The sequence below is a fragment of the Microbacterium testaceum genome, from assembly GCF_029761935.1.
Classification (GTDB): domain Bacteria; phylum Actinomycetota; class Actinomycetes; order Actinomycetales; family Microbacteriaceae; genus Microbacterium; species Microbacterium testaceum_A.
In genome coordinates, this window is sequence record NZ_CP121699.1 from 472,707 (window position 1) to 496,052 (window position 23,346).

At 67.8% G+C, this 23,346-nt stretch carries 29 protein-coding genes and 1 tRNA gene; 10 read left to right on the forward strand and 20 right to left on the reverse strand.

Features of this window, described 5'->3' with window-relative positions; all coding sequences use genetic code 11:
* Positions 1–4 precede the first annotated feature (4 nt).
* Both QBE02_RS02265 and QBE02_RS02270 read left to right on the forward strand, forming a co-directional pair.
* On the forward strand, positions 5–379 hold the full coding sequence (locus tag QBE02_RS02265; RefSeq protein ID WP_279366968.1) for a tRNA-dihydrouridine synthase: 375 nt from the start codon (positions 5–7) through the stop codon (positions 377–379).
* A complete protein-coding gene (locus tag QBE02_RS02270; protein WP_279366969.1) occupies positions 379–1,683 on the forward strand; it encodes a glutathionylspermidine synthase family protein in 1,305 nt (434 codons plus the stop codon). Before QBE02_RS02265 ends, QBE02_RS02270 begins: the two co-directional genes overlap by 1 nt.
* A 24-nt stretch (positions 1,684–1,707) precedes the next feature.
* On the opposite strand, the gene def is transcribed toward QBE02_RS02270, so the two are convergent.
* On the reverse strand, positions 1,708–2,274 hold the full coding sequence (def, locus tag QBE02_RS02275) for a peptide deformylase (protein WP_279366970.1): 567 nt from the start codon (positions 2,272–2,274) through the stop codon (positions 1,708–1,710).
* A 41-nt stretch (positions 2,275–2,315) separates the two neighbouring features.
* Between def and QBE02_RS02280 the strand changes: the two genes are divergently transcribed.
* Positions 2,316–3,278 (forward strand): DMT family transporter, encoded by a 963-nt coding sequence (locus QBE02_RS02280; protein ID WP_174799693.1) that lies wholly within the window; start codon positions 2,316–2,318, stop codon positions 3,276–3,278.
* Positions 3,279–3,438: 160 nt separating this feature from the next.
* On the opposite strand, the gene QBE02_RS02285 is transcribed toward QBE02_RS02280, so the two are convergent.
* From QBE02_RS02285 to QBE02_RS02320, 9 genes are all read right to left on the reverse strand, one after another.
* Positions 3,439–3,891 (reverse strand): hypothetical protein, encoded by a 453-nt coding sequence (locus QBE02_RS02285; RefSeq protein WP_279366971.1) that lies wholly within the window; start codon positions 3,889–3,891, stop codon positions 3,439–3,441.
* Positions 3,892–4,134: 243 nt separating this feature from the next.
* A complete protein-coding gene (locus QBE02_RS02290; RefSeq protein WP_279366972.1) occupies positions 4,135–4,380 on the reverse strand; it encodes a hypothetical protein in 246 nt (81 codons plus the stop codon).
* A 207-nt stretch (positions 4,381–4,587) separates the two neighbouring features.
* Positions 4,588–5,037 carry a hypothetical protein gene (locus QBE02_RS02295; RefSeq protein ID WP_279366973.1) on the reverse strand — a complete coding sequence of 150 codons (450 nt, stop codon included), beginning with the start codon at positions 5,035–5,037 and terminating at the stop codon, positions 4,588–4,590.
* Positions 5,034–5,291: a hypothetical protein gene (locus tag QBE02_RS02300; RefSeq protein WP_279366974.1), complete on the reverse strand. Its 258-nt coding sequence runs from the start codon at positions 5,289–5,291 to the stop codon at positions 5,034–5,036. The genes QBE02_RS02295 and QBE02_RS02300 overlap by 4 nt, the downstream gene beginning before the upstream one ends.
* Positions 5,292–5,589: 298 nt before the next feature.
* Positions 5,590–6,042 (reverse strand): hypothetical protein, encoded by a 453-nt coding sequence (locus QBE02_RS02305; RefSeq protein ID WP_279366975.1) that lies wholly within the window; start codon positions 6,040–6,042, stop codon positions 5,590–5,592.
* Entirely contained in the window at positions 6,039–6,284 is a 246-nt protein-coding gene (locus QBE02_RS02310; RefSeq protein WP_279366976.1) for a hypothetical protein, read from the reverse strand. The genes QBE02_RS02305 and QBE02_RS02310 overlap by 4 nt, the downstream gene beginning before the upstream one ends.
* A 53-nt stretch (positions 6,285–6,337) precedes the next feature.
* A complete protein-coding gene (locus tag QBE02_RS16220) occupies positions 6,338–6,769 on the reverse strand; it encodes a YbaB/EbfC family nucleoid-associated protein (protein WP_431844580.1) in 432 nt (143 codons plus the stop codon).
* Positions 6,708–8,294, reverse strand: a complete 1,587-nt coding sequence (locus tag QBE02_RS02315; RefSeq protein WP_279366977.1) for a hypothetical protein — start codon at positions 8,292–8,294, stop codon at positions 6,708–6,710. Before QBE02_RS02315 ends, QBE02_RS16220 begins: the two co-directional genes overlap by 62 nt.
* Positions 8,291–8,536, reverse strand: coding sequence for a hypothetical protein (locus tag QBE02_RS02320; RefSeq protein ID WP_156371755.1), 246 nt, complete (start codon positions 8,534–8,536; stop codon positions 8,291–8,293). Before QBE02_RS02320 ends, QBE02_RS02315 begins: the two co-directional genes overlap by 4 nt.
* Positions 8,537–8,716: 180 nt before the next feature.
* Between QBE02_RS02320 and QBE02_RS02325 the strand changes: the two genes are divergently transcribed.
* Positions 8,717–8,790 (forward strand) — tRNA-Ile (locus QBE02_RS02325).
* A 126-nt stretch (positions 8,791–8,916) separates the two neighbouring features.
* Here the strand turns inward: QBE02_RS02325 and QBE02_RS02330 are convergent.
* Positions 8,917–10,113 carry a glycosyltransferase gene (locus tag QBE02_RS02330; RefSeq protein WP_279366978.1) on the reverse strand — a complete coding sequence of 399 codons (1,197 nt, stop codon included), beginning with the start codon at positions 10,111–10,113 and terminating at the stop codon, positions 8,917–8,919.
* A gap of 40 nt (positions 10,114–10,153) precedes the next feature.
* Between QBE02_RS02330 and QBE02_RS02335 the strand changes: the two genes are divergently transcribed.
* Genes QBE02_RS02335 through QBE02_RS02345 form a run of 3 tightly spaced genes read left to right on the forward strand, consistent with a single transcriptional unit; the run spans position 10,154 to position 12,919 of the window.
* Positions 10,154–11,164 (forward strand): NAD-dependent epimerase/dehydratase family protein, encoded by a 1,011-nt coding sequence (locus tag QBE02_RS02335; protein WP_279366979.1) that lies wholly within the window; start codon positions 10,154–10,156, stop codon positions 11,162–11,164.
* The gene (locus tag QBE02_RS02340) at positions 11,157–11,918 is read left to right on the forward strand and encodes an MBL fold metallo-hydrolase (RefSeq protein WP_279366980.1); all 762 of its coding nucleotides are present in this window, start codon (positions 11,157–11,159) and stop codon (positions 11,916–11,918) included. The genes QBE02_RS02335 and QBE02_RS02340 overlap by 8 nt, the downstream gene beginning before the upstream one ends.
* A 17-nt stretch (positions 11,919–11,935) precedes the next feature.
* Positions 11,936–12,919, forward strand: a complete 984-nt coding sequence (locus QBE02_RS02345; RefSeq protein ID WP_279366981.1) for a 3-oxoacyl-ACP synthase III family protein — start codon at positions 11,936–11,938, stop codon at positions 12,917–12,919.
* Between the two features lie 250 nt (positions 12,920–13,169).
* Here the strand turns inward: QBE02_RS02345 and QBE02_RS02350 are convergent, their stop codons facing one another.
* Entirely contained in the window at positions 13,170–13,535 is a 366-nt protein-coding gene (locus tag QBE02_RS02350) for a hypothetical protein (RefSeq protein ID WP_279366982.1), read from the reverse strand.
* A gap of 50 nt (positions 13,536–13,585) precedes the next feature.
* On the opposite strand from QBE02_RS02350, the gene QBE02_RS02355 reads away from it, so the two are divergent.
* Positions 13,586–14,482 (forward strand): zinc-ribbon domain-containing protein, encoded by an 897-nt coding sequence (locus tag QBE02_RS02355; RefSeq protein WP_431844588.1) that lies wholly within the window; start codon positions 13,586–13,588, stop codon positions 14,480–14,482.
* Between the two features lie 134 nt (positions 14,483–14,616).
* On the opposite strand, the gene QBE02_RS02360 is transcribed toward QBE02_RS02355, so the two are convergent.
* The 6 genes from QBE02_RS02360 to QBE02_RS02385 all read right to left on the reverse strand — a co-directional run bounded on the left by QBE02_RS02360 (position 14,617) and on the right by QBE02_RS02385 (position 20,004).
* On the reverse strand, positions 14,617–15,435 hold the full coding sequence (locus QBE02_RS02360; protein ID WP_279366984.1) for an SDR family oxidoreductase: 819 nt from the start codon (positions 15,433–15,435) through the stop codon (positions 14,617–14,619).
* A 184-nt stretch (positions 15,436–15,619) separates the two neighbouring features.
* Positions 15,620–16,654: a CNNM domain-containing protein gene (locus QBE02_RS02365; RefSeq protein WP_279366985.1), complete on the reverse strand. Its 1,035-nt coding sequence runs from the start codon at positions 16,652–16,654 to the stop codon at positions 15,620–15,622.
* Positions 16,651–18,054: a hemolysin family protein gene (locus QBE02_RS02370; RefSeq protein ID WP_279366986.1), complete on the reverse strand. Its 1,404-nt coding sequence runs from the start codon at positions 18,052–18,054 to the stop codon at positions 16,651–16,653. Before QBE02_RS02370 ends, QBE02_RS02365 begins: the two co-directional genes overlap by 4 nt.
* Positions 18,055–18,224: 170 nt before the next feature.
* Positions 18,225–18,971 (reverse strand): hypothetical protein, encoded by a 747-nt coding sequence (locus QBE02_RS02375; RefSeq protein ID WP_279366987.1) that lies wholly within the window; start codon positions 18,969–18,971, stop codon positions 18,225–18,227.
* The gene (locus QBE02_RS02380) at positions 18,968–19,396 is read right to left on the reverse strand and encodes a DUF6114 domain-containing protein (RefSeq protein WP_279366988.1); all 429 of its coding nucleotides are present in this window, start codon (positions 19,394–19,396) and stop codon (positions 18,968–18,970) included. The genes QBE02_RS02375 and QBE02_RS02380 overlap by 4 nt, the downstream gene beginning before the upstream one ends.
* A gap of 11 nt (positions 19,397–19,407) precedes the next feature.
* The gene (locus QBE02_RS02385; RefSeq protein ID WP_279366989.1) at positions 19,408–20,004 is read right to left on the reverse strand and encodes a DUF6230 family protein; all 597 of its coding nucleotides are present in this window, start codon (positions 20,002–20,004) and stop codon (positions 19,408–19,410) included.
* 110 nt (positions 20,005–20,114) lie between these two features.
* Between QBE02_RS02385 and QBE02_RS02390 the strand changes: the two genes are divergently transcribed.
* A complete protein-coding gene (locus tag QBE02_RS02390; protein ID WP_279366990.1) occupies positions 20,115–20,729 on the forward strand; it encodes a TetR/AcrR family transcriptional regulator in 615 nt (204 codons plus the stop codon).
* Between the two features lie 135 nt (positions 20,730–20,864).
* On the forward strand, positions 20,865–21,206 hold the full coding sequence (locus QBE02_RS02395; RefSeq protein ID WP_186316630.1) for an ATP-dependent DNA ligase: 342 nt from the start codon (positions 20,865–20,867) through the stop codon (positions 21,204–21,206).
* 9 nt (positions 21,207–21,215) lie between these two features.
* On the opposite strand, the gene QBE02_RS02400 is transcribed toward QBE02_RS02395, so the two are convergent.
* Together QBE02_RS02400 and QBE02_RS02405 are read right to left on the reverse strand one after the other, a co-directional pair.
* Complete coding sequence (locus tag QBE02_RS02400; protein ID WP_279366991.1) at positions 21,216–22,655, reverse strand: sensor histidine kinase; 1,440 nt, start codon at positions 22,653–22,655, stop codon at positions 21,216–21,218.
* Positions 22,652–23,326, reverse strand: a complete 675-nt coding sequence (locus QBE02_RS02405; protein WP_144785124.1) for a response regulator transcription factor — start codon at positions 23,324–23,326, stop codon at positions 22,652–22,654. The genes QBE02_RS02400 and QBE02_RS02405 overlap by 4 nt, the downstream gene beginning before the upstream one ends.
* Positions 23,327–23,346 lie beyond the last annotated feature (20 nt).

Consider the following 23,346-nt stretch of genomic DNA (forward strand, 5'->3'; position numbering starts at 1 on the left):
CCTCATGCAGCCAGTCGTGCGTCGTCGCGCGTCGCGCACCGTCACCGTCGGCGTCGTCGCCGCCCTCGCTGCCACCCTCACCGGGTGCGGGCAGGGGACGAACGTCTCGGACGACTACGCCCAGATCTGCCGGGACAATTCCACCCAGAAGCGACTTCCCGACGACGATTGCAACAACCACGGCGGCAGTGCGCACTGGTACTACCTGCCGCTCGGCTCCAGCAGCCGGACGGTTCCCGCGGTGGGGCAGCCGGCCACCGGTGGTTCCGACAGCCTTCCTTCGGGCAAGACCGCTGCCCGCGGCATCTCGAGCGACGGAGACAGCGTCTCGCGCGGCGGCTTCGGCGGCTCGGGCTCCGACGGAAGCCACGGCAGCTGATGCGGCGCATCGAGCTCGACCCGCGTCCCGACTGGGAGCGCACCATCAAGCAGTCCGGCCTGATCTATTCGCACTCCGTCCGCGACGACGGGACGGCGGTGGAGTACTGGAACGACGGCGCCGCCTACGTGTTCACCCTCCCCGAGGTCGAAGAGCTCGAGAAGCAGACCGAGGAACTGCACCGCATGAGCCTCGAGGCGGCCACATACATGGCATCCGGGGCACTCGGTCATCTCGGGCTCAGCCCGAAGGCGTTCGAGCTCGCGCAATGGTCGCTCGAGCAGGACGAACCCGACGTCTACGCCCGCTTCGACCTCGCCTACGCCGGCGACGGCTCACCCGCCAAGATGCTCGAGTACAACGGCGACACCCCCACCGGTCTCATCGAGGCGTCGGTCACGCAGTGGTTCTGGTTGCAGGACAGGATCAAGAGCGGAGCGCTGCCCGCCGACACCGACCAATGGAACGGGCTGCACGAGGCCCTGGTGGAGCGCTGGCGAACCCTGTTGCACCGCTCGTTGAACGAGGGGGAGGGCGGGCGACTGTTCGTCGCTCACTCGGATGCCGACACCTACGGCGAAGACTGGGACACCGTCGCCTACATGCGCGACGTCGCCGGCGAGGCCGGGTGGGAACACACCGGCATCGAGATGAAGGAGATCGGCTGGCACCACGGCGCGCGGCAGTTCGTGGGCGTCCCGGAGCCCTGGGGCTCGTCGCGGAGCATCGCGGCGCTGCCCGGAGACACCCCGGGCACGCAGTACCCCGTGATCCGCAATCTCTTCAAGCTCTACCCGTGGGAGGACCTCGTCTCGGGCGAGGACCGCGTCGTCGGCGACCAGGAGTTCGGGGCCCTGCTCATCGCCGGTCGCGGACTCTTCGGCCGGTGGTACGAGCCGGCGTGGAAGATGTTCCTCTCGAACAAGCTCCTCCTCGTGGCCCTCTGGCGATTGTTCCCCGGCCACCCGAACCTGCTGCCGGCCTATGCCGACGGCCCCAACGGCATGACCGACTTCGTCGTCAAACCTGTCTTCGGTCGAGAGGGCGACGGCATCCAGGTGCATCGCCGTGACGGCAGCGTGACCTCGAACGGGCAGGAGTACCGCCGCGAGGGGACGGGTCGCGAGCGCGTCTGGCAGCAGTACCACGAGTTGCCCGACTTCCCGGGATCGCAGGGGAGCAATCACCCCGTGCTCGGGTCGTGGGTGATCAACCAGGAAGCGTTCGGCGTCGGCATCCGCGAATCCGACGGACCGATCACCGACTATTTCTGCCGGTTCGCGCCGAACATCATCGAGAACTGACGGCGCCGCCCCGCGGCTCGCCCTTCACGCGTCGATGTCGTCGACGCCCGGCATCCACGAGATGCCCGGCTTGCCCCACTTGCGCTTCTTCGCGATCTTGGCCGCCACCCGGCTGTCCTCCTCGTCGAGACGATCCACATACAGGATGCCGTCGAGGTGATCGAACTCGTGCTGGAGGATGCGCGCGCGCCAGCCCGTGACCTCGATACGGACCGCGTGACCGTCGAGATCGGTGCCGGTGAGCAGCGCCGCCTCCGACCGCCGCAACGGGAAGCGTTCGCCGGGGAACGAGAGACATCCCTCGCTCTCTTCGTCGGGGTCGGGGTAGCCGGGCTCCATCGGACGGATCCACAAGTCGGGGTTGATCACCACGCCGCGCCAGGGTCGACCCTCGTCGTCCTCGTACGTGTAGGTGAAGATGCGCAGGCCAACTCCCACCTGCGGGGCGGCGAGACCCACGCCGGGGGCGGTGTCCATCGTCTCGAACATGTCGGCGACGAGCGTGCGCACCTCATCGGTGATCTCGTCGACACGGGAAGCGGGAGCGTGCAGCACGGGATCACCCATGATGCGAATCGGGAGTACGGCCACGTCACCAGCCTAACCAGCGGACGGCGGGCTATCGTCGGAGGGTGATCCCGCTCGATGCCACCCTCAGCGACGGAATCGACCAACTCGTCGGTGTCTTCCGCGATCCCCGTATCCTCCTCGGCATCCCGTTGGCGCTCCTCGGAGCGGTGTTCATGTCGTTCGGCGCGCAGTACCAGCACCGCGGGGTGCAGAAGGTCGAGCGCCTCTCGGGCAAGACCACCGGCGGCCTCTCGCGCAAGCAGCTCACGTCTCTGCTGACACGTCCCTCGTGGGTCGCGGGCACCGTCATGCTCGGACTGGCGATCGTGTGCCAGCTCTCGGCGCTGTCGGTCGCACCGCTCATTCTCGTTCAGCCTCTCGGTGCGATCGCGCTCGTGATCACGACGGTGTTGAACGCCCGCGTCTCTGGCCAGAAGCCGACGCGGCAATCCCTGATCGCGATCGCCCTGTGCGTGGGCGGCATCTTCATCTTCGTGACGATCGCAGCGTTCTTCGCCACCGAGCACGTGGTCACCGAGCGCGAACTGTGGATCATCCTCGGCATCCTCGCCGTCGTGGTCATCGTCTTCGGCGTGTTCTGGGTGCTCGTGCGTCGCCGGGCGCAGGCACTCTTCTACATCATGGCCGCGGGGGTGATCTACGGCTTCGTCGCGACCCTCGCGAAGGTCGTCATCAGCCGCGCGCAGGCCGGCAACTTCGAGTGGCTGACGATGCTGTGCCTCGTCGCTCTGCTGGCCGCGGTGGCCGTGGGCGCGTACTTCGTGCAGACCGCGTACTCGGTCGGTCCGCCCGACCTCGTCATCGCGGGGCTCACCGTGATCGACCCGATCGTCGCGGTGTTGATCGGTCTTCTCGTCCTCGGCGAGGCGTCGACGGCCCCCGCGTGGGCGCTCATCGGCTTCGTCATCGCGGGCGCGATCGCCACCTGGGGCGTGATCCAGCTGACCAAGCATCACCCTCAGGTCACCGCGGACGGAAAGCCGGCGAAGCCTCGGGTGAAGTAGGCCGTTCTTCTGGTGGCTCCGGTGACAGCGAATACCTGTCGCGGAGGATCCGCCGCACCGCCCGGGCAGCCGGTGAAGGTCTCGATGCCTCTATCGCCCCCATTGGACCGCCTCGGCGACCTCTGGATCCAACGGCGGCGCCTCGAGAGGCCGATGCAGATCACCGATTCACCAGAGATTCGAGTCGTTCGCCGGTGAGAGAGAGTGACTGGCCGTTGACGGCTTCAGCGATGCCGAGGTCCTCCGCCGCCGTTTTCAGCGAGATCCGGATTCCCCCTTCTTCCTTCGCGTAAAAGCCGACTCCGCCGACTCTCATGTCTTCTGCGCTTCGGGCGACAACGCCCAGGATCGGGCCGAGAGTCTCGGCCGACACCGAGTAGCCGGGCTGCAGCGCGTCTGGCTCCAGGATCACCGACACAGTAAGGTCGCCCGAGAACGACGACAGATAGATGGCTTCCGCGCTGTGAACGCCGAGTCCTCCGTTCTTGAGCTGCCTCGCAAGGTCATCGGCACGCTCTTGCCCGGTCGGTCCACCTATGGAGCAACTGCCAAGCGCGGTGGCAAGGACAAGGCTCGACACCGCCAGCGCCGCCCCACGTTCTCGGATGTTCATCGTGACCCCACCGCCCGCTGGACTGCCGGGTCATGCCTGAGCGATGCAGTACTTGTCACCACTCTCGGCACACGTCGAGGGAATCCGTTGTGGTGGCTTCTGGCGCCGGCATGCTCGAAGCGCCGCAACACGCTGACTGCGGGGCGATCGGTGTGGATAACACCATGGCAGCGCCGGCCTTGTTCATTGATCACGCGCCGCAGTTTGAACGGCACTGGTGCGCTCCACAGGGACGAGCGCGGATCACTGTTTAGCAAGAGAATCAAGCCGCTCTCCGGTTAGGTGGAGCGAGCTCCCGTTGATTGCCTCACTGATGCCGAGCTCGCGCGCCGCCCCGACCATTGAAACGTCGATCCCGCCCTCTTCTTCAGCGGAGAAAAAAACAGCACGATCCTGTCCCGTTTGCCCGCCGATGGAACAACCACCGAGCAAAGTTGCGAAGAAGAAGCCAGCAATTGCCGTACTTACTCTGCGCTTGCCGCCGTTCATCGAACGCCCAAGGCCCGCACGCCACGGGCGCTACGCGCCTCAGCCAGTATGCGAAGTGTTTCAGCGGCCCGGCGCAAGCGAAGACCTCGGCGGGCAATTTGATCCGATGTGTTCTGACCTGACTTCAGTGCCAGACCCCGCGTAGTGGCCACCGCCACCACAGCCAGTCCACGTGCTCGTAATCGCATCATTTTTCTCGGCTCGCGGTCACTTCCCGGCGTAGGAGGTCCATTCCTCCGCGACAAGCGTCAGCGAATCGCCGTTGAGTGACTTCTGAAGCCCCAGCTCGGTCGCGGCATCTCGGAACGACAGGTCTTTCCCCGATTCGTCATCCGCGTAGAGATACAGGCTTGTCACTTTCATGTCTGCAGCGTTGTCTGCCGTGACCATGAGGATGCGTGTCAGGGTCGCGGCGGCGACCTCGCGGCCGCCCGGCTCCAAACCATCGGAGGAGAGCTTCACTGTGACGGTCAACCCGCCCGCGGCAGAGGGAGTCGTAACCACTTTCGCGCCCACGACACCGCTGCCCGCGGATTCGAGCGCCGCTGTCAGCCGCGCCTCCTTCTCGCCGGTGCTGGGCCCGCCGAAGCAGGCGGTCAGCCCGAACAAGAGCGCAACAGCCAAGACGGTGAGGCCTGGACGAAGAGAACGGATCATCGTCTCGCAAGCCTTTCGAGTCGTTCGGGGGTGAGAAGGAGTGCACTTCCGTCGAGGGCCTCAGCGATGCCGAGGTCCTCCGTCGCCCGCACCGTAGAAACGTCGGTTCCTTCCTCATCTTCTACGTAGAAAACAACTCCGCCGACATTCATCTCTTCGGCGCTTCGCGAAACGATCCCCAAGACACGACCGAGAGTCTCCGCTGTGACCGACTCTGCAGGCTGCACCACGTCAGAGCTGAGTACCACCGTCACGGAAAGATCGCCCGAGAACGAGGATTGAAAGATCGCCTTCGCGCTCCGCACGCCGAGCCCCGGATCCTCCAGCTGACTCGCGAGCTCATCGGCACGATCTTGCCCCGTTGGTCCGCCTATCGCACAACCGCCGAGCGCTGCAGCGAGGACAAACCCCGCCACCGCCCGCCCTGCTCCACGTGTGAAGGCACCCATCATGATCCCGACGCCCGCGCAGCTACCAGACCACAGTTGTCATACACATCAGCAAGCTTAGGAAGAGGGATTTCGCACCTGATCGAAACCCATTTATGTCGGGTCACCATTTCCTGATAGCTCGCAAATCAGATTGCAACAAGGTAAGGGACTTCCCATCGACCGCGTCAGTCAATCCGAGATCGCCTGCTGCGGACGCGAGCGAAACGGCCTGACCTTCTGAGTCCTTTGCATATAGATCCATTGATCCGAGCCGCATCTGCTCCGTACCGCGACCAATTGTTGCGAGGATCGGACGAAGAGTGTCCGAAGATACAGATCCGTATTCCACAACTGAATCGTCAAGGGTAACGCGCAGAACCATCGTGCTCGAGATCGACCCGGTGTAATCGGCGGTCGCCTCGCGAATGCCGAGGTTGTCCGACTCGAGTTGTGTGACGAGCTGGTCCGCTCGTTCCTGCCCAGTCGGTCCGAAACCAGCGCAGCCCGCAAGAAGCCAGGTCGCGGCTGCCAGGAAGACTGCGGCTTTGATCGTACGAGCAGTGGGGCGCATCATTCTCCTAGTGCCCGCGCGCCGGCAAGGTCACATTCGTCGTAAACCTTGCAAAGATTACGAATGACTTGGGCGTTCCTATTTAGCCGATCCTTGCGCTGCTCGGCTTCGGCGATCGCGCGTTCGTTGGCGGCCACCGCCGCCTCAGACGCGGCCCCGCTCGTCATAGAGCGAAGCGCTTCTGTTGCCACTGTTAGCTGCTTGAGGTTTTCGTCAAGATCGGCAACCCGAGCCTCCAATGCCACCGCGTGGTCAAGGAGGGGGCCAACGCGGACGTCAAGTCGGGGGGCCACTGAAGTCAGGCCCCCGTCCGGTGAGTCGAGCGCAGATGCGCGACAAGGGGCGATGATTCCCCAAGAAGGGACGCTGCTCGCTGCGCTGCCGCCTCGCGCGCAGATCTCTGGGCTCTGGTAATCGTATCGACGAGGATGGCCTCGAGCGCCTGCGCGTCGCCGGCTCGAGGGGGGAGCTTGACTCGCAAAATAGCGCCCTCCGCATTAGCGGTGACCTCGCAGTCTCCAAAATCACTCCGATAAGTCGATTGAACAGAACGCAGGTCTTCCGCATTATCGGCGAATGCGTCCCTGGTCGCTCTCGCAGCTTCGATTTGGGAATCGAGGCGTGCCCTAACGGCCTCTAAACGATCTTCTAATTCGCGAGTCACGGCTTCATTCCCCCGCTCTTGCCACGTATACATTTTCAACTTGACCGTCCAAGAAACCCCAATCATTCTTCAGACTACCGCCTGAATCCAGATACTTTCCAAAGTCGTCCTCGTACGTTGCGGCGTTGTGCGTCTCATTCACATCGGTACTGCCACCCGGATCGGCGAGCATGACCCAATCGACATTGGCGGGAACCGTCGCCGAAATTCCGACCGCGGGCCCCCACGGACTGCCCTCGACATGCGGTCGGAAATCGTACGGAGTCTTGTCCAGCTTTGCGACAGGATCTGAAACATGTTCCACCTGGAGAACGGGGACGCTCGATGGGATCTTGAAGTTGTCGATAGGCGCACCGTTGGTGACTACGCCCACAGTGTTATACGGAAGGGATGAATCCGCGCCAAGATTGCCGGCCATAATCCCGCCCTGGCTAAACCCTGACCACACGACGTCTGAGCCAGGCGGCACTCCGGCGTCCGATAGCGCCTGCATAACAGCACGCTCGTACTGCGTTCGGAAGATTGGGTTGTCCATAAGCGTAAGGGCGATATTGCTGTCCAGATCATTCAATGGCCCAGCGTCCTTGAATGTATCGGCCCACTCGCCGTCGCCCAGAACGGCCTTTAGCGCGCCCCAGTCAAGCGTCGAGGGGAGGTTCACGAGGCTATAGGTCGACCCGTCTGGACGGCGGATCGTTGACACGCTGATTGCCGTAGATTCGGTGCCGCCGATGCCGTCAACGAGCTTATTCCTGGTGAGGAGATCGCGAGGCGAGGATATCTCGCCCTGGTCCATGAGCTTCTGATAGTCCTCTGCACCTACGGCGTCCCTCGGGTCGAATTCAGTCACGCGCGGTGCGGACTTCAACAGATCTCCGAGCCCCGTTCCCAGGAAGTACCCAAATACGCCGCCTCCGCGTGCCGCGATGCCGGGCAACATGCGACCTAGCAGATCCTGAAGGACGACCAAGCCATCACCGACGATGGGCCCCAGCTCCCCGAGAAGACGCCCCAACTGCCCGAGCGCCGTGAGCAGCTGCTCGATCAGATCCCGCGCCAACACGATGATGTCCCACGCCGCGTCCGCGAACTCGCGGATGGCGTCGAGCTTGTCGAACGGGTTCAGGGTGAAGCTGGTCAACGAGTCCGCCAAACGCGCCAGGGCGTTCAGCAGGCCGCAGATCGCGTCGCGGCAGGCGGTGACGAGAGTCGACGCGAGGGCCAGCGCGGACGACGCGGCACCCGCCCAGTCCTGCACGTCCGTCAACACCCTCGAGACGTCTTCGTACCGCTGGCGAAGGGCCCGCACCGTCCGGCCATCGAGGTCGTCGAGAGCCCGCGCGGCGGACGCCAGGTCGAGCGTCAACTCCGTTACCGACGACTCGACCGTGCGCCATTCCGACGAACGCATCGCGACGGCGCCCGGGTCGCCCTGCAACTCGTCCATCCACTGCGGCAGCGGCTGCACGTAGGTGATCAACCAGCCGACGAACCCGGGGATGCCATCGCAACCCCCGCCGGAAGAGCGAGATGCGCCCGCAGCCCACGACTCGCTGCGCAACTGGGCAGCGACGGCGGCAGCGCCGCTCATGACTCGAACTCCTGCATGACCGCGACGGCCTGCTCTTCGACGTCGTCGAAGGATTCGCGCGCGACCTGGACGCCCTTCTGCATCGTGGCGACGAGTTCACGCGCGCTCGACAGAAGTTGCGCGGTGTTGCTCGCGAGGCCGTTCGCGGCTCCCACGACGATTCCCGACGCCAGGACGCCGAACGCCGACCCGGGAAGTGGTGCGCCGGCGGCGGCAGCCGCGGCATCCAGGGAATCGCTCACGCGTCCCAGTGTCGACGCCTGTTCCGCCAGGACGTCGGTGTCCATGATGATGTGCGTTCTTCCCGCCACGTGGCCCCCGCTCGTGTCAGCTTTTCTCACACCATAGCGAAAGCCCTCGCGGCCACGCACGGCCCCCTACGGATTGTGGATAACCGGATGCCGGTAGGCTCGATGTCGCTGGGGGCGGTGGCCAAGCTGGTGAAGGCAGCGGGCTCATAACCCGACGATCGTGGGTTCAAGTCCCACCCGCCCTACAACAGACAAGTATTGCGGCGGCGCCGTGCTCGCAGACGCCGGGCCCGCGCAGCCCCCACCACCCTCGTAAGATCGGCGGAACGAGCGGGAGGGCCGGTCGACGCTCCCCTCGCTTCGTGGCCGGATCAGCGGGTGCTCATCGCGGATTCGTAGACCGCGATCATCGGGTCGACCCGTTGCTCGATCTGAGCGCGTCCCCGGATCATGGCCGCGCTTGCCGCCGTGATCATGTGGGGTTCCCTCCGGATTCTCGCCACGAGAGCGCTGATCCCCGCGGCATCCGGTGTATCGGTGAGAAAGCCACCGCCCGGCGGCACCACCTCGCCGAGATCCGGGTCACAGAACAGCACGGGAAGACCGGATGCCGCTGCCTCGAGCATCACCATGGGCTGGTTGTCGAAGTCGTACGAGCTCGACACCAGCAGGTGGCTCGCCCGCATCGCATCGAGCACCTCCTGCTGAGAAACCGACCCGTGCAGGGCCAGCCGGCTACCCCTTCTCTCGATCGACCGCCGCGAGAGACCGTCGCCGTAGACGTCCACCGCGACGTCGCGCGCGAAGGTGCGCGCGGCGTCGGCGAGCACCGTGGGACGTTTCTCTGGCGACAGTCGCCCGACCCACATGAGACGGAGGGTCTCTTCGGGGGAGAGTCGACGCTCGAGTGGTGCGCCGATGCGGTCGAGCACGCTCGATTCGAGTCCGTTCGGCACGACCGAGATGGGCGTCTGAACCCCCTGCTGGGTGAGCTTGCGGGCGAAATGCGTCGACGGGACGATCACATGGTCGCTCGCGCGGGACTGAGCGAGCATGAGTCGCCACATGCTCCTTGCCGCCGGGGTGGCGGTATAGGGGGAGTCGGGGCGCACGCGCAGGCCGCGGTGGCTGATGTGGCGGGCGTGCAGGGCGGCCAGCAGGGGAACGGTGACGCGGGGAAGAGGGAGGACACTCGTCGTGTACACGTCCACCCTTCCGTGCATGGTGTGAACGATCGGCAGACCTAGATCGCGCGCCGCACGCACTCCCGCGAGGGCGGCGAACATCTCGGAATGCGTGTGCGCCACGTCGATTCGGCGCTCGGCGAACTCTCGACGCATCAGCGCCGCTGCGTCTCGCGGTGGCCAGGCGAAAGGATAGCCGTCGGGACGAAACGCCCGGGAGATGGGCAGCGCGACGATCGACGGATCAGCACTCGGCTGAGCCAGGGGACAGAACACTGCCACCTCGTGCCCCGCTCGGGTAAGCGCTTCGCGGAGCGACTTGACCGCGGTCTGCACGCCGCCGAGCGTGGGCAGGTAGTAGTCCGTCACCAAGGCGATGCGCATATCCCGAAGCATAGGGACCGGCGGCTCTAGACTCGGCCGGATGAGGGAACGGGCAACGGAGGGCGGCACTCCCGGCGTCGCGCCCCGCGGGGAAACGGCGCTCGTTACCGGCGCGAGCGGGTTCCTGGGCGGGTACGTCGTCCGCGACTTGCGCGCCCACGGGTACGACGTGATCGCGTCGGGTCGGAACGCGGCCGCTCTGCCCGCGGGGGAGACCTTCGTCGGCGACCTCGACGAGCTCGCGCGGGTCGACCTCGGCCGGACGGTGGGCGTGGTCGTGCACTGCGCGGCGCTGTCCTCGCCGTGGGGTCGCTGGGCCGAGTTCGAGCACGCCAACGTGACCGGCACCGCGCGAGTGCTGGAGTTCGCGCGACGCGCCGGAGCACGCCGGCTCGTCCACATCTCGTCCCCAGGAATCTACGCCGCCCCCCGCGACCGGATCGGCATCCGCGAGGGCGACGTCGATCCGCGGCATCCGATGAACGGCTACATCCGGTCGAAGCTCGAGGCGGAGGCGCTTCTGCAGCGCGCGGCCGCGGAGGGGTCGGCGCCGGACATCGTCATCCTCCGACCGCGCGGAATCATCGGTCACGGCGACCCCAGCCTCGTACCCCGAATCCTCCGCGTGCGCGAGCGGTTCGGCATTCCTCTGATGCGCGGCGGCCGAACCCTCGTCGACCTCACCGCGGTCGAGAACGTCGCTCTGGCCGTGCGGCTCGCGGCCGAGGCGCCCGACGTGCACGGCCAGGCGTTCAACATCACGAACGGGGATCCTCGTCCGTTCCGCGCGGTGCTCGAACAACTGCTCGAGGGGCTCGGGCTCGAGCCGCGGTACCGACGGGTGCCGACCGCGGTCGCATATCGGGTCGCGGCGCTGCTCGAGGCGGTGTGCGGAGTTCTGCCCCGACATCCCGAGCCACCCGTCACCCGGTACACCGTGACGACGATCGCTCATTCGCAGACGCTCGACATCTCACGCGCCCGGGACCTGCTCGGCTATCGGCCCGTGATCTCGCTCGACCAGAGTCTCGCGAGTTACGCGCGTGTCTGAGCTCACCTCCTTCGCGTGCGGCGCGACGTCCCACGAGATGAGCCGGTTGCTGCGCGGGACCGCTCGGGAGCGGCGTCTCTTCCCGGCCGGCGCGTTCCTGTACCGCTCGGGCGCTCGCCGCGTGCTCTTCGACACCGGCTACGCTCCCGAGCCGTGGCGCGCCGGACTCGCGGCATGGGCGTACCGGAGGATGCTTCCCCCTCGCGTCGAACCGGGTGACACGATCGCCGAGCAGGTCGACCCCGCCACGATCACGCACGTCGTCCTCTCCCACCTGCACCCGGACCACATCGGCGGCGTCCGGTTCTTCCCGAACGCCGCTTTCGTCCTCAGCGACGGGGCGCGTCGCACCCTCGAGCGATCGCGACTCCGCGACGGGCTGCTCCGCAGACTGCTGCCGACGTGGTTCCGAGCGGCGACGGTGCTGCCCTCTCCCGTGTTCACGTCCGGTCCGCACGGGTTGCGTACCGCGGACCTGTTCGGCGACGGGTCCTACCTCCTCGTCGACCTGCCGGGTCACGCCCGAGGTCACCTCGGTGCCCTCGTCGAACAGAAGGTGCTCCTCGCCGGAGACGCCGCCTGGGGGCGCGATCTGCTCGGCGCGGAGCACCGTATCCGGCGCCTCCCGCGACTGGTCAGTCACGACATGACCCGCCAGCGCCACACCGCGCGGATGCTTCTGGCGGCGGAGCAGGACGGCCTGCGACTCCTCTTCAGCCATGATCACCATCCGACCGGGCAGAACCTGCTGTGACCACGAGGAGGACAGGGATGCCGCAACATCGACCTACCGGGCAGAGCCCTCAGCTTCGGCCGTGCCGGCTGGCGGGATGGGGAACGTACCTCCCGGATCGGGTGGTTACGTTCGGCGAACAGACGCGTCACCGCATCCCCGACGGCATGTCGCAGCTCGACATGCTCGCCGCGGCAGCCGAGGACGCCCTCCGACGAGCCGGGCTTCATGCTGACGACATCGACTGCATCATCGCGGCCTGCGCGGCGGGCGTGCAGCCGATCCCCTGCACGGCCGCGCTCGTGATGGAGCGTGTCGCCCCTCACGCCGCCGCCGCCGCCTTCGATGTCAATTCGACCTGCACGAGCTTCATCACGGCGGTGGACATCGCTTCGCGGTACCTCGCCGCCGGCGACTACGAGCGAGTGCTCATCGTGTCGGGCGACGTCGGGACCCGCTTCCTCGACGCCGGCCAGCGAGAGAGCTTCGAGCTCTTCTCCGATGCGGCCGCCGCTGTGGTGCTGACGCGTGGAGCTGACGGAAAGAGCGACGCCCCTGCGCCGGGAGTGCTCGGTAGCCTGCAGCAGACGTGGCCCGAGCACGCGCACGACACGGAGCTTCGCGGCGGGTTGTCGCTGCACCCGGCCCAGTCCTACGCCGACGGCGACCCCTCCGACTACGTGTTCGCCATGGACGGGCGGCGGGCACTCCTCGGCATGTTGGCTGTGCTGCCGGACTTCTTCGCCCGGTTCTTCGACCGAGTGAACCTCCGTCTCGACCAGATCGACCTGGTCGTGCCGCATCAGGCGAGCAGGGCACTCAGCATTGCGATGCGTCGGATCGGCATCCCGAGGGACGCGTACATCGACCGCGTCGCCGAGTTCGGCAACATGGTGTCGTCGTCGGTGCCGTTCATGCTGGCGACCAGTCTCGACGAGGGGCGGATCGGACCCGGAGACACCGTCGTCCTGTGTGGCACCGCCGCGGGCTTGACCGCGAACGCCCTCGCGCTCAGGCTCTAGCGAGCCACGCTGGGAGCGGTGTGCATCGGAGGGATGCCGCGGCCCCACCGTCGAAGCCGGTTCCCCGTCGCGGCAATGTCGCGGTTGGCCCTCCGCGCGTGGAGCGTCTTCACCCCACGGATGAGGCGGCCACGCCGGTCAGGCGGCGGGCTCGAAACTCGACGACCGTGGGTTCACCTCTCACCCGCTCTCGGCGAGACCCCCGAACGGCTCCGCCTGGTCGGGGGTCCTCTGCATGCGGCGGGCCAGCTCAGCCGGCGATCGGCGTCCGGATGAACAGGAACTGCGAGAAGAACAGGGTCGCCGTCGCGAGGATGACTCCGATTGCGAGGTAGCCGAGGACGAGTCCGATGACCGCCATCACGCGACCGACTCCGTAACGCAGGGCGGCGCGCAGTCCGAGGTGCCCGAGAATGATCGCCGCCACGGCGAGAGGGAACGCGGCGAACACGGCGACGAAGCCGATGAACGGCAGCGGTACGAAGGCCGAGTTGAAGAGTGCGATCGGTCCCACGATCACGGAGGCGATCGCTGTGCCGTTGGCGGTCGGGTCCGCTCGCGGCGGCGACGGCGGAGCGAACGGCGGCTGGTGCGGCGGCACGGCGGGCATCGTCATGCCCCCGACCCTAGTGGCACGACGCTTCCCCAAAAGCCCATCGGATGCCGATGTCGGAGGTGCCGTCTACGGTCGCTGGCGTGGCGGAGAGAGTGCAGGCATGGTGGGCCCGGCGACAGTGGTCGAAGGGGCGGGAGGTGCCCTACGCCGTCGGTGCGTACCGAGACTCGTGGGCCGCCTTTCCGGCCCTCATCCGTCAGTACCACCCCGATCTGAACGCGGGGATCGCACTCAGTCAGGTGCCGCCGGCCGCTGACGTCCTCCTGCTCTGGCAGTGCGATTCAGGTCACCGGTTCGCGGCCACGCCCGAAGAGCAGCGACAGCGCCCCGGGAGGGAGCGCCGGCGCAGCGCCTGGTGCCCGGAGTGCAGCGAGCAGGCCAACCCGAAACGCGCGATCGCTCTGCCTATGCGCGAATCGATCGCGGCGCCGCCCGTCGCCGGGAACGCGGTACTGCGGCCCCGCCGAGGTGCCGCACGCACCCCGATCTGCCAGAAGACCCCGGACGTCCCCGTCGGCGCGGCCTTCCTCTCCCCGTGCGCGCCGCAGCCCGCCTCGGCCGTGGAGGACCGCGTTCGCGCCGACCTGCGGCAACGCCTCCTGCTGAGCGACGGATGCAACGCCATTCGGATTGCCAAACCGTTCTTCCACCACGTCGAGGTATGGCCCGACATCGTGTTTCCCGAGCTGCGCATCGCCGTCGAATACGACTCGATCGGCCGTCATGGCCTCGAACACGTGGGAAAGCGTGAGGCGGCCGACCGCCGGAAGGACAGGGCTCTGCGCACAGCCGGATGGGAAGTGGTGCGGTTGCGCACGGGCAAGCTCGAACCTCTCGGCCCGCACGACTTCCAACTCGCGGCATGGAACCCGGCTGCCCTGGACCGGCTGGTCGAGGTCTTCCGCGGCATCCGGGGATCTCTGCTCGTTGACTCGTACCTGCGATGAGCCGCGCGCCTGGCGCCGGCTCCTTCTCGGAAGCCGACGACAACGGGGCGCGATCCATGCACCGGGTCCATCGAAAAGCGACCCCGTGGACGGTTCGCGCCCCGGAACGACCTCCGAGATCGACGCCGCGCGGGCTACGAGCCGTGCGCCTCCTCCGACACGGGCTGCCACTCGCGCCATGTCTGCAAGCGCGACTCGTAGTCGCGCTCGGCGATGCCGAGGGGCGCCTTGCCGAAGAAGATGCGCAACGGCGGGTTCGCGGCATCCACCACCTTCAAGATTGCCGCGCGAGTGGCTTCAGGCTTGCCGGGGTCGGCGGCGGAGGGGCGCTTCGCCGCCTGCTCGCGCACGTCGGCGTAGGCCTCGATCTCGTCGCTGCGCTGCGCCGAAGGGCCCGACCAGTCCGTCGAGTACCCGCCCGGCTCGATGAGAGTGACGTGGATGCCGAACCCGGCGACCTCCTGCGCGAGCGACTGCGACAGGCCCTCCAGGGCCCACTTCGACGCGTGATAGGCACCGACCGTGGGAAAGGCGCTGATACCGCCGATGCTCGACACCTGGATGATGTGGCCCGAGCCCTGCGCGCGCAGGATCGGAAGAGCTGCCTGCGTCACCCAGAGCGCCCCGAAGAAGTTGGTCTCGAGCTGAGCGCGGGCCTCGTCCTCGGTGAGTTCTTCGACCGTGCCGAAGTGTCCGTAGCCGGCGTTGTTGACGACCACATCGAGTCGTCCGAACTTCTCGCGCGCCTTCGCGACGGCCTCGAAGTCGGCCGAGCGGTCGGTCACGTCGAGGCTGAGGGGAAAGAACGTGTCGGGGTAGTTCTCGACGAGCTCCGAGACGTCGTCGATGTTGCGGGCTGTGCCGGCGACGTTGTCGCCGCGTTCGAGGGCCGCCTCGGCCCACTCGCGGCCGAAGCCCTTCGACGCGCCGGTGATGAACCAGGTCTTGCTCATGGGTGTCCTCCGAAGAGATGTGGGGGTGAACGCGAGCGACGGTACGCCGCGCTCCTCGGCCCGTTCGACGGCTTGACACTCGAACCCGCCGCGCCACAGCTCACCCGTGACGAACGCCTGCCGCATCGAGGCACGCTCGCGAGGAGCGCTCCCGAACGCGGCAGGCGTTCATCGCGAGATCAGGTCAGGCGGCAGACCCACCCTGTGCCGCGGCCAGCTCGCCCGGGCCCGGCAGAATCTCGCGCAGCAGGTCGTCGAGAGTTACGACACCGAGCAACTGCTCGCCCGCCACCACGGTGGCCAACTGCACGCGTCCGCGACGCATGCGAGCGAGCGCGTCGTAGGCCGAGGCACCCGGCTCGAGCACGAGCGGTTCGCGTGCGATCTCGAGCGCCGGGGTGTCGGGGGCGACGGTCAACGTGTCACGCACGTGCGCGACGCGAGAGTCCGTGCCCGAGCCCACGAGGATGCGCAGGTGCGTCGACGAGGCGGCGACAGCCTGGATCTCGGCGACCGTGGCATCCCTCGGCACAGACGTCGGGGAGCGATCCGTTCGCACGATGTCTCCCACCGTGAGCGTGCCCAGGGCGATCGCCTGGGCAATCGGCTCCGAGTACTGCTTCTCGAGCGTGCCCGCCTGGCGCGAGTGCGCGACGAGCTCGCGGATCGTGTCGGCGTCTTGCCCGCCTGCCGCTGCCTTTTCGACGGGCTCGACACCCGACGCCTTCACGAGCCGGTTCGCGATGTGGTTGATCCACAGCAGGAACGGTCGCAGCGGCCAGGTGAGGGCACGAGCCAGGATGCCGGTGGCCTTCGCCGCCGTCTCGGGATGAGCGATCGCCCAGGACTTCGGGGCCATCTCGCCGATCACGAGGTGCAGGAACGTCACCACGATCAGGGCGAGCATGAACGCGATGATGTCGGCGAGCACGTAGGGCAGACCCCACGCCTCGAACACGGGAGCGAGCGCGTAGTCGATCGCGGGCTTGGTGATGGCGCCGAGCAGGAAGGTGCACGCGGTGATGCCGAGCTGAGCGAACGCCAGCATGACGGTGAGCTCGTTCGCACCGCGCAGGGCCGCACGCGCCGAGGCGCTCGTGGCGGCCTGCTCCTCGAGCCGGTGGCGGCGCGCGGCAAGCAGAGCGAACTCCACGATGACGAAGAACGCGCTCGCGATGATGAGCGCCGTGGTGATCAGGGCGACGGTCCAGCCGTTCATCGGGCCACCTCCTCGTCGATCGTCGAGACCCCGTCGGCAGGCTCGGCGTCCCGGTCCACCTCGTGCAGATGCACAGCCAGCTGGGACGGCACGTGCCGATCGACCTCGATGACCTCGATGGCGAGCCAGCGCTCGATGTCGAGGCCCTGCACGGTCTCGGACGCGCGCTCGGGAAGGTCGACGCGCACGACACTGCCGATGGCGGGCAGGTCACCGTGGGTCTCGATGACGAGACCCGCGACGGTTTCGACGTCGCTCTCGGCGAGGTCGTACCCGATCAGGCGCTCGAGCTCGTCGAGGTGCAGGTCGCCGGGCACGGTCCAGGCGTCGTCTCCGTCCGCGGAGACCTCGGCGACCTCGACGTCGTGCTCGTCGGACAGCTCGCCGATGACCTCCTCGGTCAGGTCTTCGATCGTCAGAATGCCGTCGAAGTTGCCGTACTCGTCGACCACGCACGCGAGCTCGTTGCGCGAGCGACGCATGCGGTCGAGGGCGACGGGCAAGAGCATCGAGGTCGGGATGACCACGGCGGCGCGCATGACGGATGCGACGGGCGCATCGTCCGCGGGCCGCTCGCGCAGCACGTCGATCAGTTCGACGACACCGACGGGGGAGTCCTCGTCACCGATCACGGGGTAGCGGGTATGGCCGGTGGCCATGAGCGCGCGAACCTCGCCGACCGTGGTGTCCGGGGTGACCGAGTCGATCTGCGACCGGGGGATCATCGCGTGTTCGACATCGCGCTGCGGGAAGTCCAGGATGCGGTCGATGATCATCGACAGATCGTTCGGGAGGTCTCCGCTCACGCGCGACTCCTCGATGATCGCCTCCAGATCACGCGCGGTGGCGCTCTCGTCGACGTCCTCGAGGGGCTCGATCCGCAGCAGTCGCAACAGCGCGTTCGCCGCTACGTCGAACACGGTGATGAGCCACCCGAACAGCAGCAGGTAGATCCGTGTCGGAACAGCGAGAGCACGGGCGAGGGGCTCGGGACTCGCGATCGCGAGATTCTTCGGGTACAGCTCACCGAAGATCATCGTGACGATGGTCGCCAGCAGCAACGCGCCGATGGTGCCGATCAGCACCGAGACGGTCGGGTCGATGCCGACGCCGCCGAGGAGGGTCCCCAGCGACTCACCGATGAGCGGTTCGGCGACGTATCCGATCAGAAGGCCCGTCACGGTGATTCCCAGTTGGGCGCCCGACAGCATGAACGACGTCCGCTTGGTGATCGCCAGCACCCGCTTGGCCTGCGCGTCGCCCTTCTCGGCCTTCGCCGCCATGCGCGAGCGATCGACCGACATGTAAGCGAACTCCTGCGCGACGAAGAATCCGCAGGCCGCGATGATCGCCAGAGTCACGATGATCCCCAACAGCAGTGTGAGGACCGCAACCAGCATCAGATCTCACCCCCTCTCGGAAAGAGGGGGCTCGAAGATCGGCCCTCCTGGTCGGTGGAGGTGCGGTGATGGCTCACGGGTTTTCTCTCTCGTGGGTCGGTGATCACTGATCCCTTCGACTGTATCCAGCGAGATCCGGCCCAGGCTGGGGATTCACCCCGACCGTGCGCTCACCCCGGCTGGGTGATCTTCTGGTCGGTGTTCGTGTACACGATCGAGTCGGCCGTGGTGCCGACCAAGCCAAGGGTCACGCGCGCGAGACCGGGGGCGATCCCGTCGGCCGGTGGGGGAGTGTCGGCCCCGAGGGTGAGGGTCTTGCCGTCGGCGGTGGTCGCCGACAGCGAGTTCACGTAGACCGAGACGTGCCCCGACAGCGTCATGCGGTCGGCTGTCGTGACGAGGGCGGGACCCGTCGCCCGCCGCACGGTGAGGGCGAACCCGTCGATGGTGATCTCATCGGCCGTCATCTTCAACACGGTGATGCGCGTGCCGTCGGCGAGCGGCACGGTGACCACCCTGACGAGAGGGATCCCCCGGAACGACAGGGACTGGGCGCCCAACTGGGCCGACGGTTGCGTGAAGACCGGCGCATTCTCGTCGACCACGGCGGCCTGCGCCGGCGGGGTGGTGGAGTCCTGCGGAGGCGGGGTGGGCGCCGGCGACGTCGGGGTGGCGGGCGTCGTCGGGTCCGGCGCCGGGACCACCGGGACGCCTGGCAGCGTTGGCAGGACGGATCCCGACGTGGGCGTGGGGCTGGGAGTGGGCGACGGAGACGGGTCGTTGCACGGGAGCAGGATCGGGATGCACAGTCGTGCCGGCTGCGTGCCGTCGTCCGCCCGCGCGGCTCCGGCCCCTGTCGCGCCGCCCAGCAGAAGCATCGCCGCGGTCAGCGCGGCCGCGGCTCGCGCGCGCTTCATCGCCCGGCTCCCGTGATCGCGCTCTCCGCCTCCTCGGCCGTCGGCGCCGGCTCGTCCTGTGAGCGGGGCGGCGCCCACGACACCGCGATGATGCCACCCACCGTGCTCAACAGCATCCCGAGCAGGAAACCTCCGAGGTTCACCCCGACGAGCGAGTAGACGGCCACGGCGAGGGCGATGACCCCGTAGAAGATGCGGTGCGCGGGCATCGAGATGAGCAGGATGCCGAGGAGCACCAGGACGAGGGGGATCACCGTCGCCTGGAGGCCCTCGATTCCGAGCTGGATGTGCAGCTGACCGATGTCGAGTTGGCCCGAGAAGAACATCTCGATGCCGCCGAGGGCGACGAGCAGGCCGCCCACGAGGGGCCGACGGCGGCGCCACGCGCGAAAGCGCGCCCGCGCGGTGAGGTCGGGGGAGGTCATGGCGGCTCCGATCAGAAGCACGTCTTCGAGCCGTCGGTCAGCTCGAGCTTCATGCCGGTGAGGGTGAAGACCGACGCCTGCGTGCTCCACGCGGTCTGCTTGAGGTTCGCGATCGATATGGTGTCGGCATCCTGAGCGAAGTCCCCCGCGGTGCCCTTCGCGGACGTGTTGACGGTCGAGGCGTCCACGCCGATGCGGATGTTGCCGAACGAGGAATCGCCCTGCAGGCCCGTCATGCCGATCTGCAGGTCGGAGGCCGACGCGGGGGAGCCCCCGCCGCCCGCGGTGATGAGGACGCCGACCTTGCCGAGCGGGGTCTCGCTGACGACCGATTGGCAGAGGTCGGCGAGCGTCGCCGATTTTATGTTCGCGATGGCGACATTGTGCTCGCCGCCGGCGGTGTCGTTTGTCACCCCGGCGTACTGCGAGAAGCCGGTGCCCTCGAGCTGAGAGGCACTGATCTGGAATTGGCTGCCCGAGACGGAGAACGACACGGGAACGGCACCCTGGGCGACACCGGTGAGGAGAAGGCTCGCTACGGCGGCGACGGGGACGGTGGCGAGGGCCACACGGCCGGTACGGGAGCGGGTCAGGTCACGGAACTTCATCGATCCTCCTGCGGAAGCGGGCCCGGCGACGGCGCCGAGCGACCTCAGGCTACGCCTCATTGACAGAGTGTCAATAGATCGCGGGCTCATCGCTTCGTTAGAGTTCCCTCATGTCGAGCGACCGACGAACGCGCCTCACTCCCGATCAGCGGCGCGCCCAGCTCGTCGCCTCGGGCGTGGCATTCCTCGCCGAGAAGCCGCTCGACGACCTCACGATGGAGGTGCTGTCCGAGCGCGTCGGAGTCTCGCGGGGCCTGCTCTTCCACTACTTCGGATCACGTCAAGGACTCCATCGCGAGGTGGTGAGCACCGCCGCGGCGGCGTTGCTCGCGGCATCCGTCCCGCGTGAGGATCTCGCTGCCCGGGAGCGGCTCGACGACACGCTGGCGCGCATCGTGAGCTTCGTCCGCGAGCACCGCGGCACGTTCTTCTCGCTCGTGCGCGGCGTCGCGTCGGGCGACACCGAGGTGCGGCACGAGGTGGATCGCGCGCGCGACGTGACCGCCGGATGGGTCACCGACGGATTCCTCGAGCTCGGCGCCGAGGACTCGCCCCTGTTGCGCGTCGCGCTGCGATCCTGGGTGAACTTCGCCGAAGAGGTGCTCGTCGAACTCGCCCTCGGCACCGAGATGCCCGCGGTCGACATCGTCTCGTTCCTCTCGCGCTCGGCCTTCGGCGTCGTCGACTCGGTCGGAGCGGATGCCGCGCAGGCTCCCCGCACCTGAACGCCCGTTCACGTCCTCCCGGAAACCGCCCCCGAGGCGGGGCCGGGTGGCACAATGGAGAGGCCCCCATTGCTGCGCACCAGCGCGGTCCCCACGAAACAAGGTTCGATTCGTCGAGCCAGAAAAGGACCTGTGATGGGACGTCTCATCTATCGTGACCGCGCGTCGTTCGACATCGACGACCGCATCCTCGCCCACCTCCGCATCGTCGTGATGAACAAGCTCCGGCGCAACGAGGGGTTCATGCTGCAGCTGCCCGTCAACGAAGGCGTGCGCCAGGCCAGCCTGTGGATCCACGCCTCGAACGCCCTGGTCATGCAGTTCTACGGTGGCCGGGAGCCCGCGATCGACCGCGCCCTCGTCGACCAGATGATGCACGACGCCAGTGGCGCCGACGGGCTCACCCTCACCGCCGCGGGAATCGCCCCGGCGACCACGGCGCCGCCGCGGCAGCCGGTGGGTGGTCGCTCGGCCTGAGAGCCGGAGTCACCCTGCTGTTCGCTGCGCGAGCGGCAGGGTGACCTCGAAGCGCGCACCGCGATCGCTGTCGACGCACCGCACGTCGCCGCCGTGCGCCCGCGCGATACCGCGCGCGATCGGAAGCCCCAGGCCCACCCCTCCGGAGGCCGCGCGCGCATCGTCGAGGCGGACGAGACGCTCGAAGATGCGCTCGCGGTCCGCCAATGGCACGCCCGGCCCGTCATCGGTGACGACCACGGCCGCGGTGGACCCCCGCCGTTCGACGGAGACCGTGACCCGTCCGGTGCGACCCGTGGCACGAGCGGCGTTCTCGATGAGGTTCGAGAGCACCTGAGCGACGCGGTCGGGGTCCGCGTGGACGGGCACCGCGGCATCCGGGATCTCCGTCCGGATGCGCAACGAGGGGTGCACGAGAGGAACGCGCTCCGCCTCGGCGGTGACGAGGGAACGCAGATCGAGGTCGGTGCGCGAGAGCTCGAGGCCACGGTCGACGCGCGCCATGGTGAGCAGGTCGTCGACGAGACGCGACGCACGGGCGGCCTCGCGGGCGACGTGCGCGGCGAGCACCTCGCGTTCGGGGCCGGCGAGGTCGGCGCGGACGAGGGTGTCGGCGGCGGCACGGATGCCGGCGACCGGCGTGCGCAGTTCGTGCGCGGCGTCGGAGAGGAAGGCGCGCAACCGCTGCTCCGCGTCGACGGCCGCCTGCTCGGCCCCCACGACGTCGTCGAGCATGTCGTCGAGGGCAGTCGCGACGCGTCCGATCTCGGTGTCGGGTCGCGTGGGGTGCAAGCGCCTCTCGCGCTCTCCGGAACCGATGGCGCGCGCCACCCGCAACACCTGGTCGAGGGGCCGCAGGCTCCGGCGCACCACCAGGGTGACGGCCCCCGCGGCGAGAACGAGAACCCCGATGGACGACAGGGCCATGATCCACCGCACCTGCACGAGCGTGTCGTCGATTCCCGCCGCCGATGCCGTCAGCGTCAGCGTCGAGCCGTCGCTGAGGGTCGAGCGGAGCGTGACCAGGTCGCTGTCTCCCGTCACCTCCGAGGCGACGACGCTGACGTCGCTCGAGCCGGTGGGCTGCGGAGTGGACCGGGCACCCGGCCCTCCGCCCGGACCGCCGGGGCCGCCCGGAGGTCCGTCGCGCAACTGCTCGGGGCTGGGTCCGGCGACGACGGAGTCCCCGCTCGCGCCGTCGATGCGCACGGCGAGTCCCTGGTCGGACAGTCGTTCGGCGAGGTCGGAGTCGTCGACGGTGCCCACGAGGGATGCCGCTGCGGCGGCGCGATCGCGAAGACGGTCCTCGATCTGACCGCGCAGGCGTGCGCCCAATGCCACGTCGACGACGATCACGAGCACGACGAGAAGGAGCGCGACCAGGGCGACCACCGCGACGATCGTGCGGCGACGCAGGGACCCCGATCTGAGCGGGGGAGAGGTGCTCATCGTTCCTCGCTCAAGCGATAGCCGAGCCCGCGGACGGTGTGGATCAGCCGGGGGCCGCGCTGCTCCATCTTGCGCCGGAGGGCGCTCAGGTGCACCTCGACGAGATTCGGGTCGTAGTCCTCGTAGCCCCACACTTGCGTGAGGATCTGCGCTTTCGAGAGCGTGCGTCCGCGGCTCTCGGCGAGAAGCTGCAGCAGCCGGAACTCGGTGGCCGTCAGCTCGAGCGACACCCCGCCGCGATGAGCGGTCGCCGCGTCGGGATCGACGACGAGATCGCCCACCGACACGGTCTGCGGCAACCGCCCGCGACGGCGGAGGACAGCGCCGCTGCGCGCGACGAGCTCGGCCATCGTGAACGGCTTGACGACGTAGTCGTCGGCCCCTTCCGCGAACCCGCGCAGGCGATCGTCGACCTCGTCCCGTGCGGTCAGCATGATCACCGCCGTGTCACCGGAAGCCCTCACGAGCGGCAGCAGACGGATGCCACTCGGCCCGGGCATCATCCAGTCGATGATCACGAGGTCGGGGCGGAACGAGGCGAGACGGTCGCCGAGATCGGTCCCGTCGGGCGCCGCCTCCGTGAGGAAACCGTCGGCGCGCAGGGCCGTGGTGACGGCGGTGCGGATGGTCTCGTCGTCGTCGAGGACGAGCACGCGGGCAGCGAAGGACATTCGGGCGACGATACGGACGC

Bases quoted from the DNA above. Each gene is read 5' to 3' on its own strand.
- QBE02_RS02265 (WP_279366968.1), top strand. From the start codon at position 5: ATGCAGCCAGTCGTGCGTCGTCGCGCGTCGCGCACCGTCACCGTCGGC.
- QBE02_RS02270 (WP_279366969.1), top strand. From the start codon at position 379: ATGCGGCGCATCGAGCTCGACCCGCGTCCCGACTGGGAGCGCACCATC.
- QBE02_RS02285 (WP_279366971.1), bottom strand. From the start codon at position 3,891: ATGAACATCCGAGAACGTGGGGCGGCGCTGGCGGTGTCGAGCCTTGTC.
- QBE02_RS02290 (WP_279366972.1), bottom strand. From the start codon at position 4,380: ATGAACGGCGGCAAGCGCAGAGTAAGTACGGCAATTGCTGGCTTCTTC.
- QBE02_RS02295 (WP_279366973.1), bottom strand. From the start codon at position 5,037: ATGATCCGTTCTCTTCGTCCAGGCCTCACCGTCTTGGCTGTTGCGCTC.
- QBE02_RS02305 (WP_279366975.1), bottom strand. From the start codon at position 6,042: ATGATGCGCCCCACTGCTCGTACGATCAAAGCCGCAGTCTTCCTGGCA.
- QBE02_RS16220 (WP_431844580.1), bottom strand. From the start codon at position 6,769: ATGATTGGGGTTTCTTGGACGGTCAAGTTGAAAATGTATACGTGGCAA.
- QBE02_RS02315 (WP_279366977.1), bottom strand. From the start codon at position 8,294: ATGAGCGGCGCTGCCGCCGTCGCTGCCCAGTTGCGCAGCGAGTCGTGG.
- QBE02_RS02330 (WP_279366978.1), bottom strand. From the start codon at position 10,113: ATGCGCATCGCCTTGGTGACGGACTACTACCTGCCCACGCTCGGCGGC.
- QBE02_RS02335 (WP_279366979.1), top strand. From the start codon at position 10,154: ATGAGGGAACGGGCAACGGAGGGCGGCACTCCCGGCGTCGCGCCCCGC.
- QBE02_RS02345 (WP_279366981.1), top strand. From the start codon at position 11,936: ATGCCGCAACATCGACCTACCGGGCAGAGCCCTCAGCTTCGGCCGTGC.
- QBE02_RS02350 (WP_279366982.1), bottom strand. From the start codon at position 13,535: ATGACGATGCCCGCCGTGCCGCCGCACCAGCCGCCGTTCGCTCCGCCG.
- QBE02_RS02355 (WP_431844588.1), top strand. From the start codon at position 13,586: ATGTCGGAGGTGCCGTCTACGGTCGCTGGCGTGGCGGAGAGAGTGCAG.
- QBE02_RS02360 (WP_279366984.1), bottom strand. From the start codon at position 15,435: ATGAGCAAGACCTGGTTCATCACCGGCGCGTCGAAGGGCTTCGGCCGC.
- QBE02_RS02365 (WP_279366985.1), bottom strand. From the start codon at position 16,654: ATGAACGGCTGGACCGTCGCCCTGATCACCACGGCGCTCATCATCGCG.
- QBE02_RS02370 (WP_279366986.1), bottom strand. From the start codon at position 18,054: ATGCTGGTTGCGGTCCTCACACTGCTGTTGGGGATCATCGTGACTCTG.
- QBE02_RS02375 (WP_279366987.1), bottom strand. From the start codon at position 18,971: ATGAAGCGCGCGCGAGCCGCGGCCGCGCTGACCGCGGCGATGCTTCTG.
- QBE02_RS02380 (WP_279366988.1), bottom strand. From the start codon at position 19,396: ATGACCTCCCCCGACCTCACCGCGCGGGCGCGCTTTCGCGCGTGGCGC.
- QBE02_RS02385 (WP_279366989.1), bottom strand. From the start codon at position 20,004: ATGAAGTTCCGTGACCTGACCCGCTCCCGTACCGGCCGTGTGGCCCTC.
- QBE02_RS02390 (WP_279366990.1), top strand. From the start codon at position 20,115: ATGTCGAGCGACCGACGAACGCGCCTCACTCCCGATCAGCGGCGCGCC.
- QBE02_RS02395 (WP_186316630.1), top strand. From the start codon at position 20,865: ATGGGACGTCTCATCTATCGTGACCGCGCGTCGTTCGACATCGACGAC.
- QBE02_RS02400 (WP_279366991.1), bottom strand. From the start codon at position 22,655: ATGAGCACCTCTCCCCCGCTCAGATCGGGGTCCCTGCGTCGCCGCACG.
- QBE02_RS02405 (WP_144785124.1), bottom strand. From the start codon at position 23,326: ATGTCCTTCGCTGCCCGCGTGCTCGTCCTCGACGACGACGAGACCATC.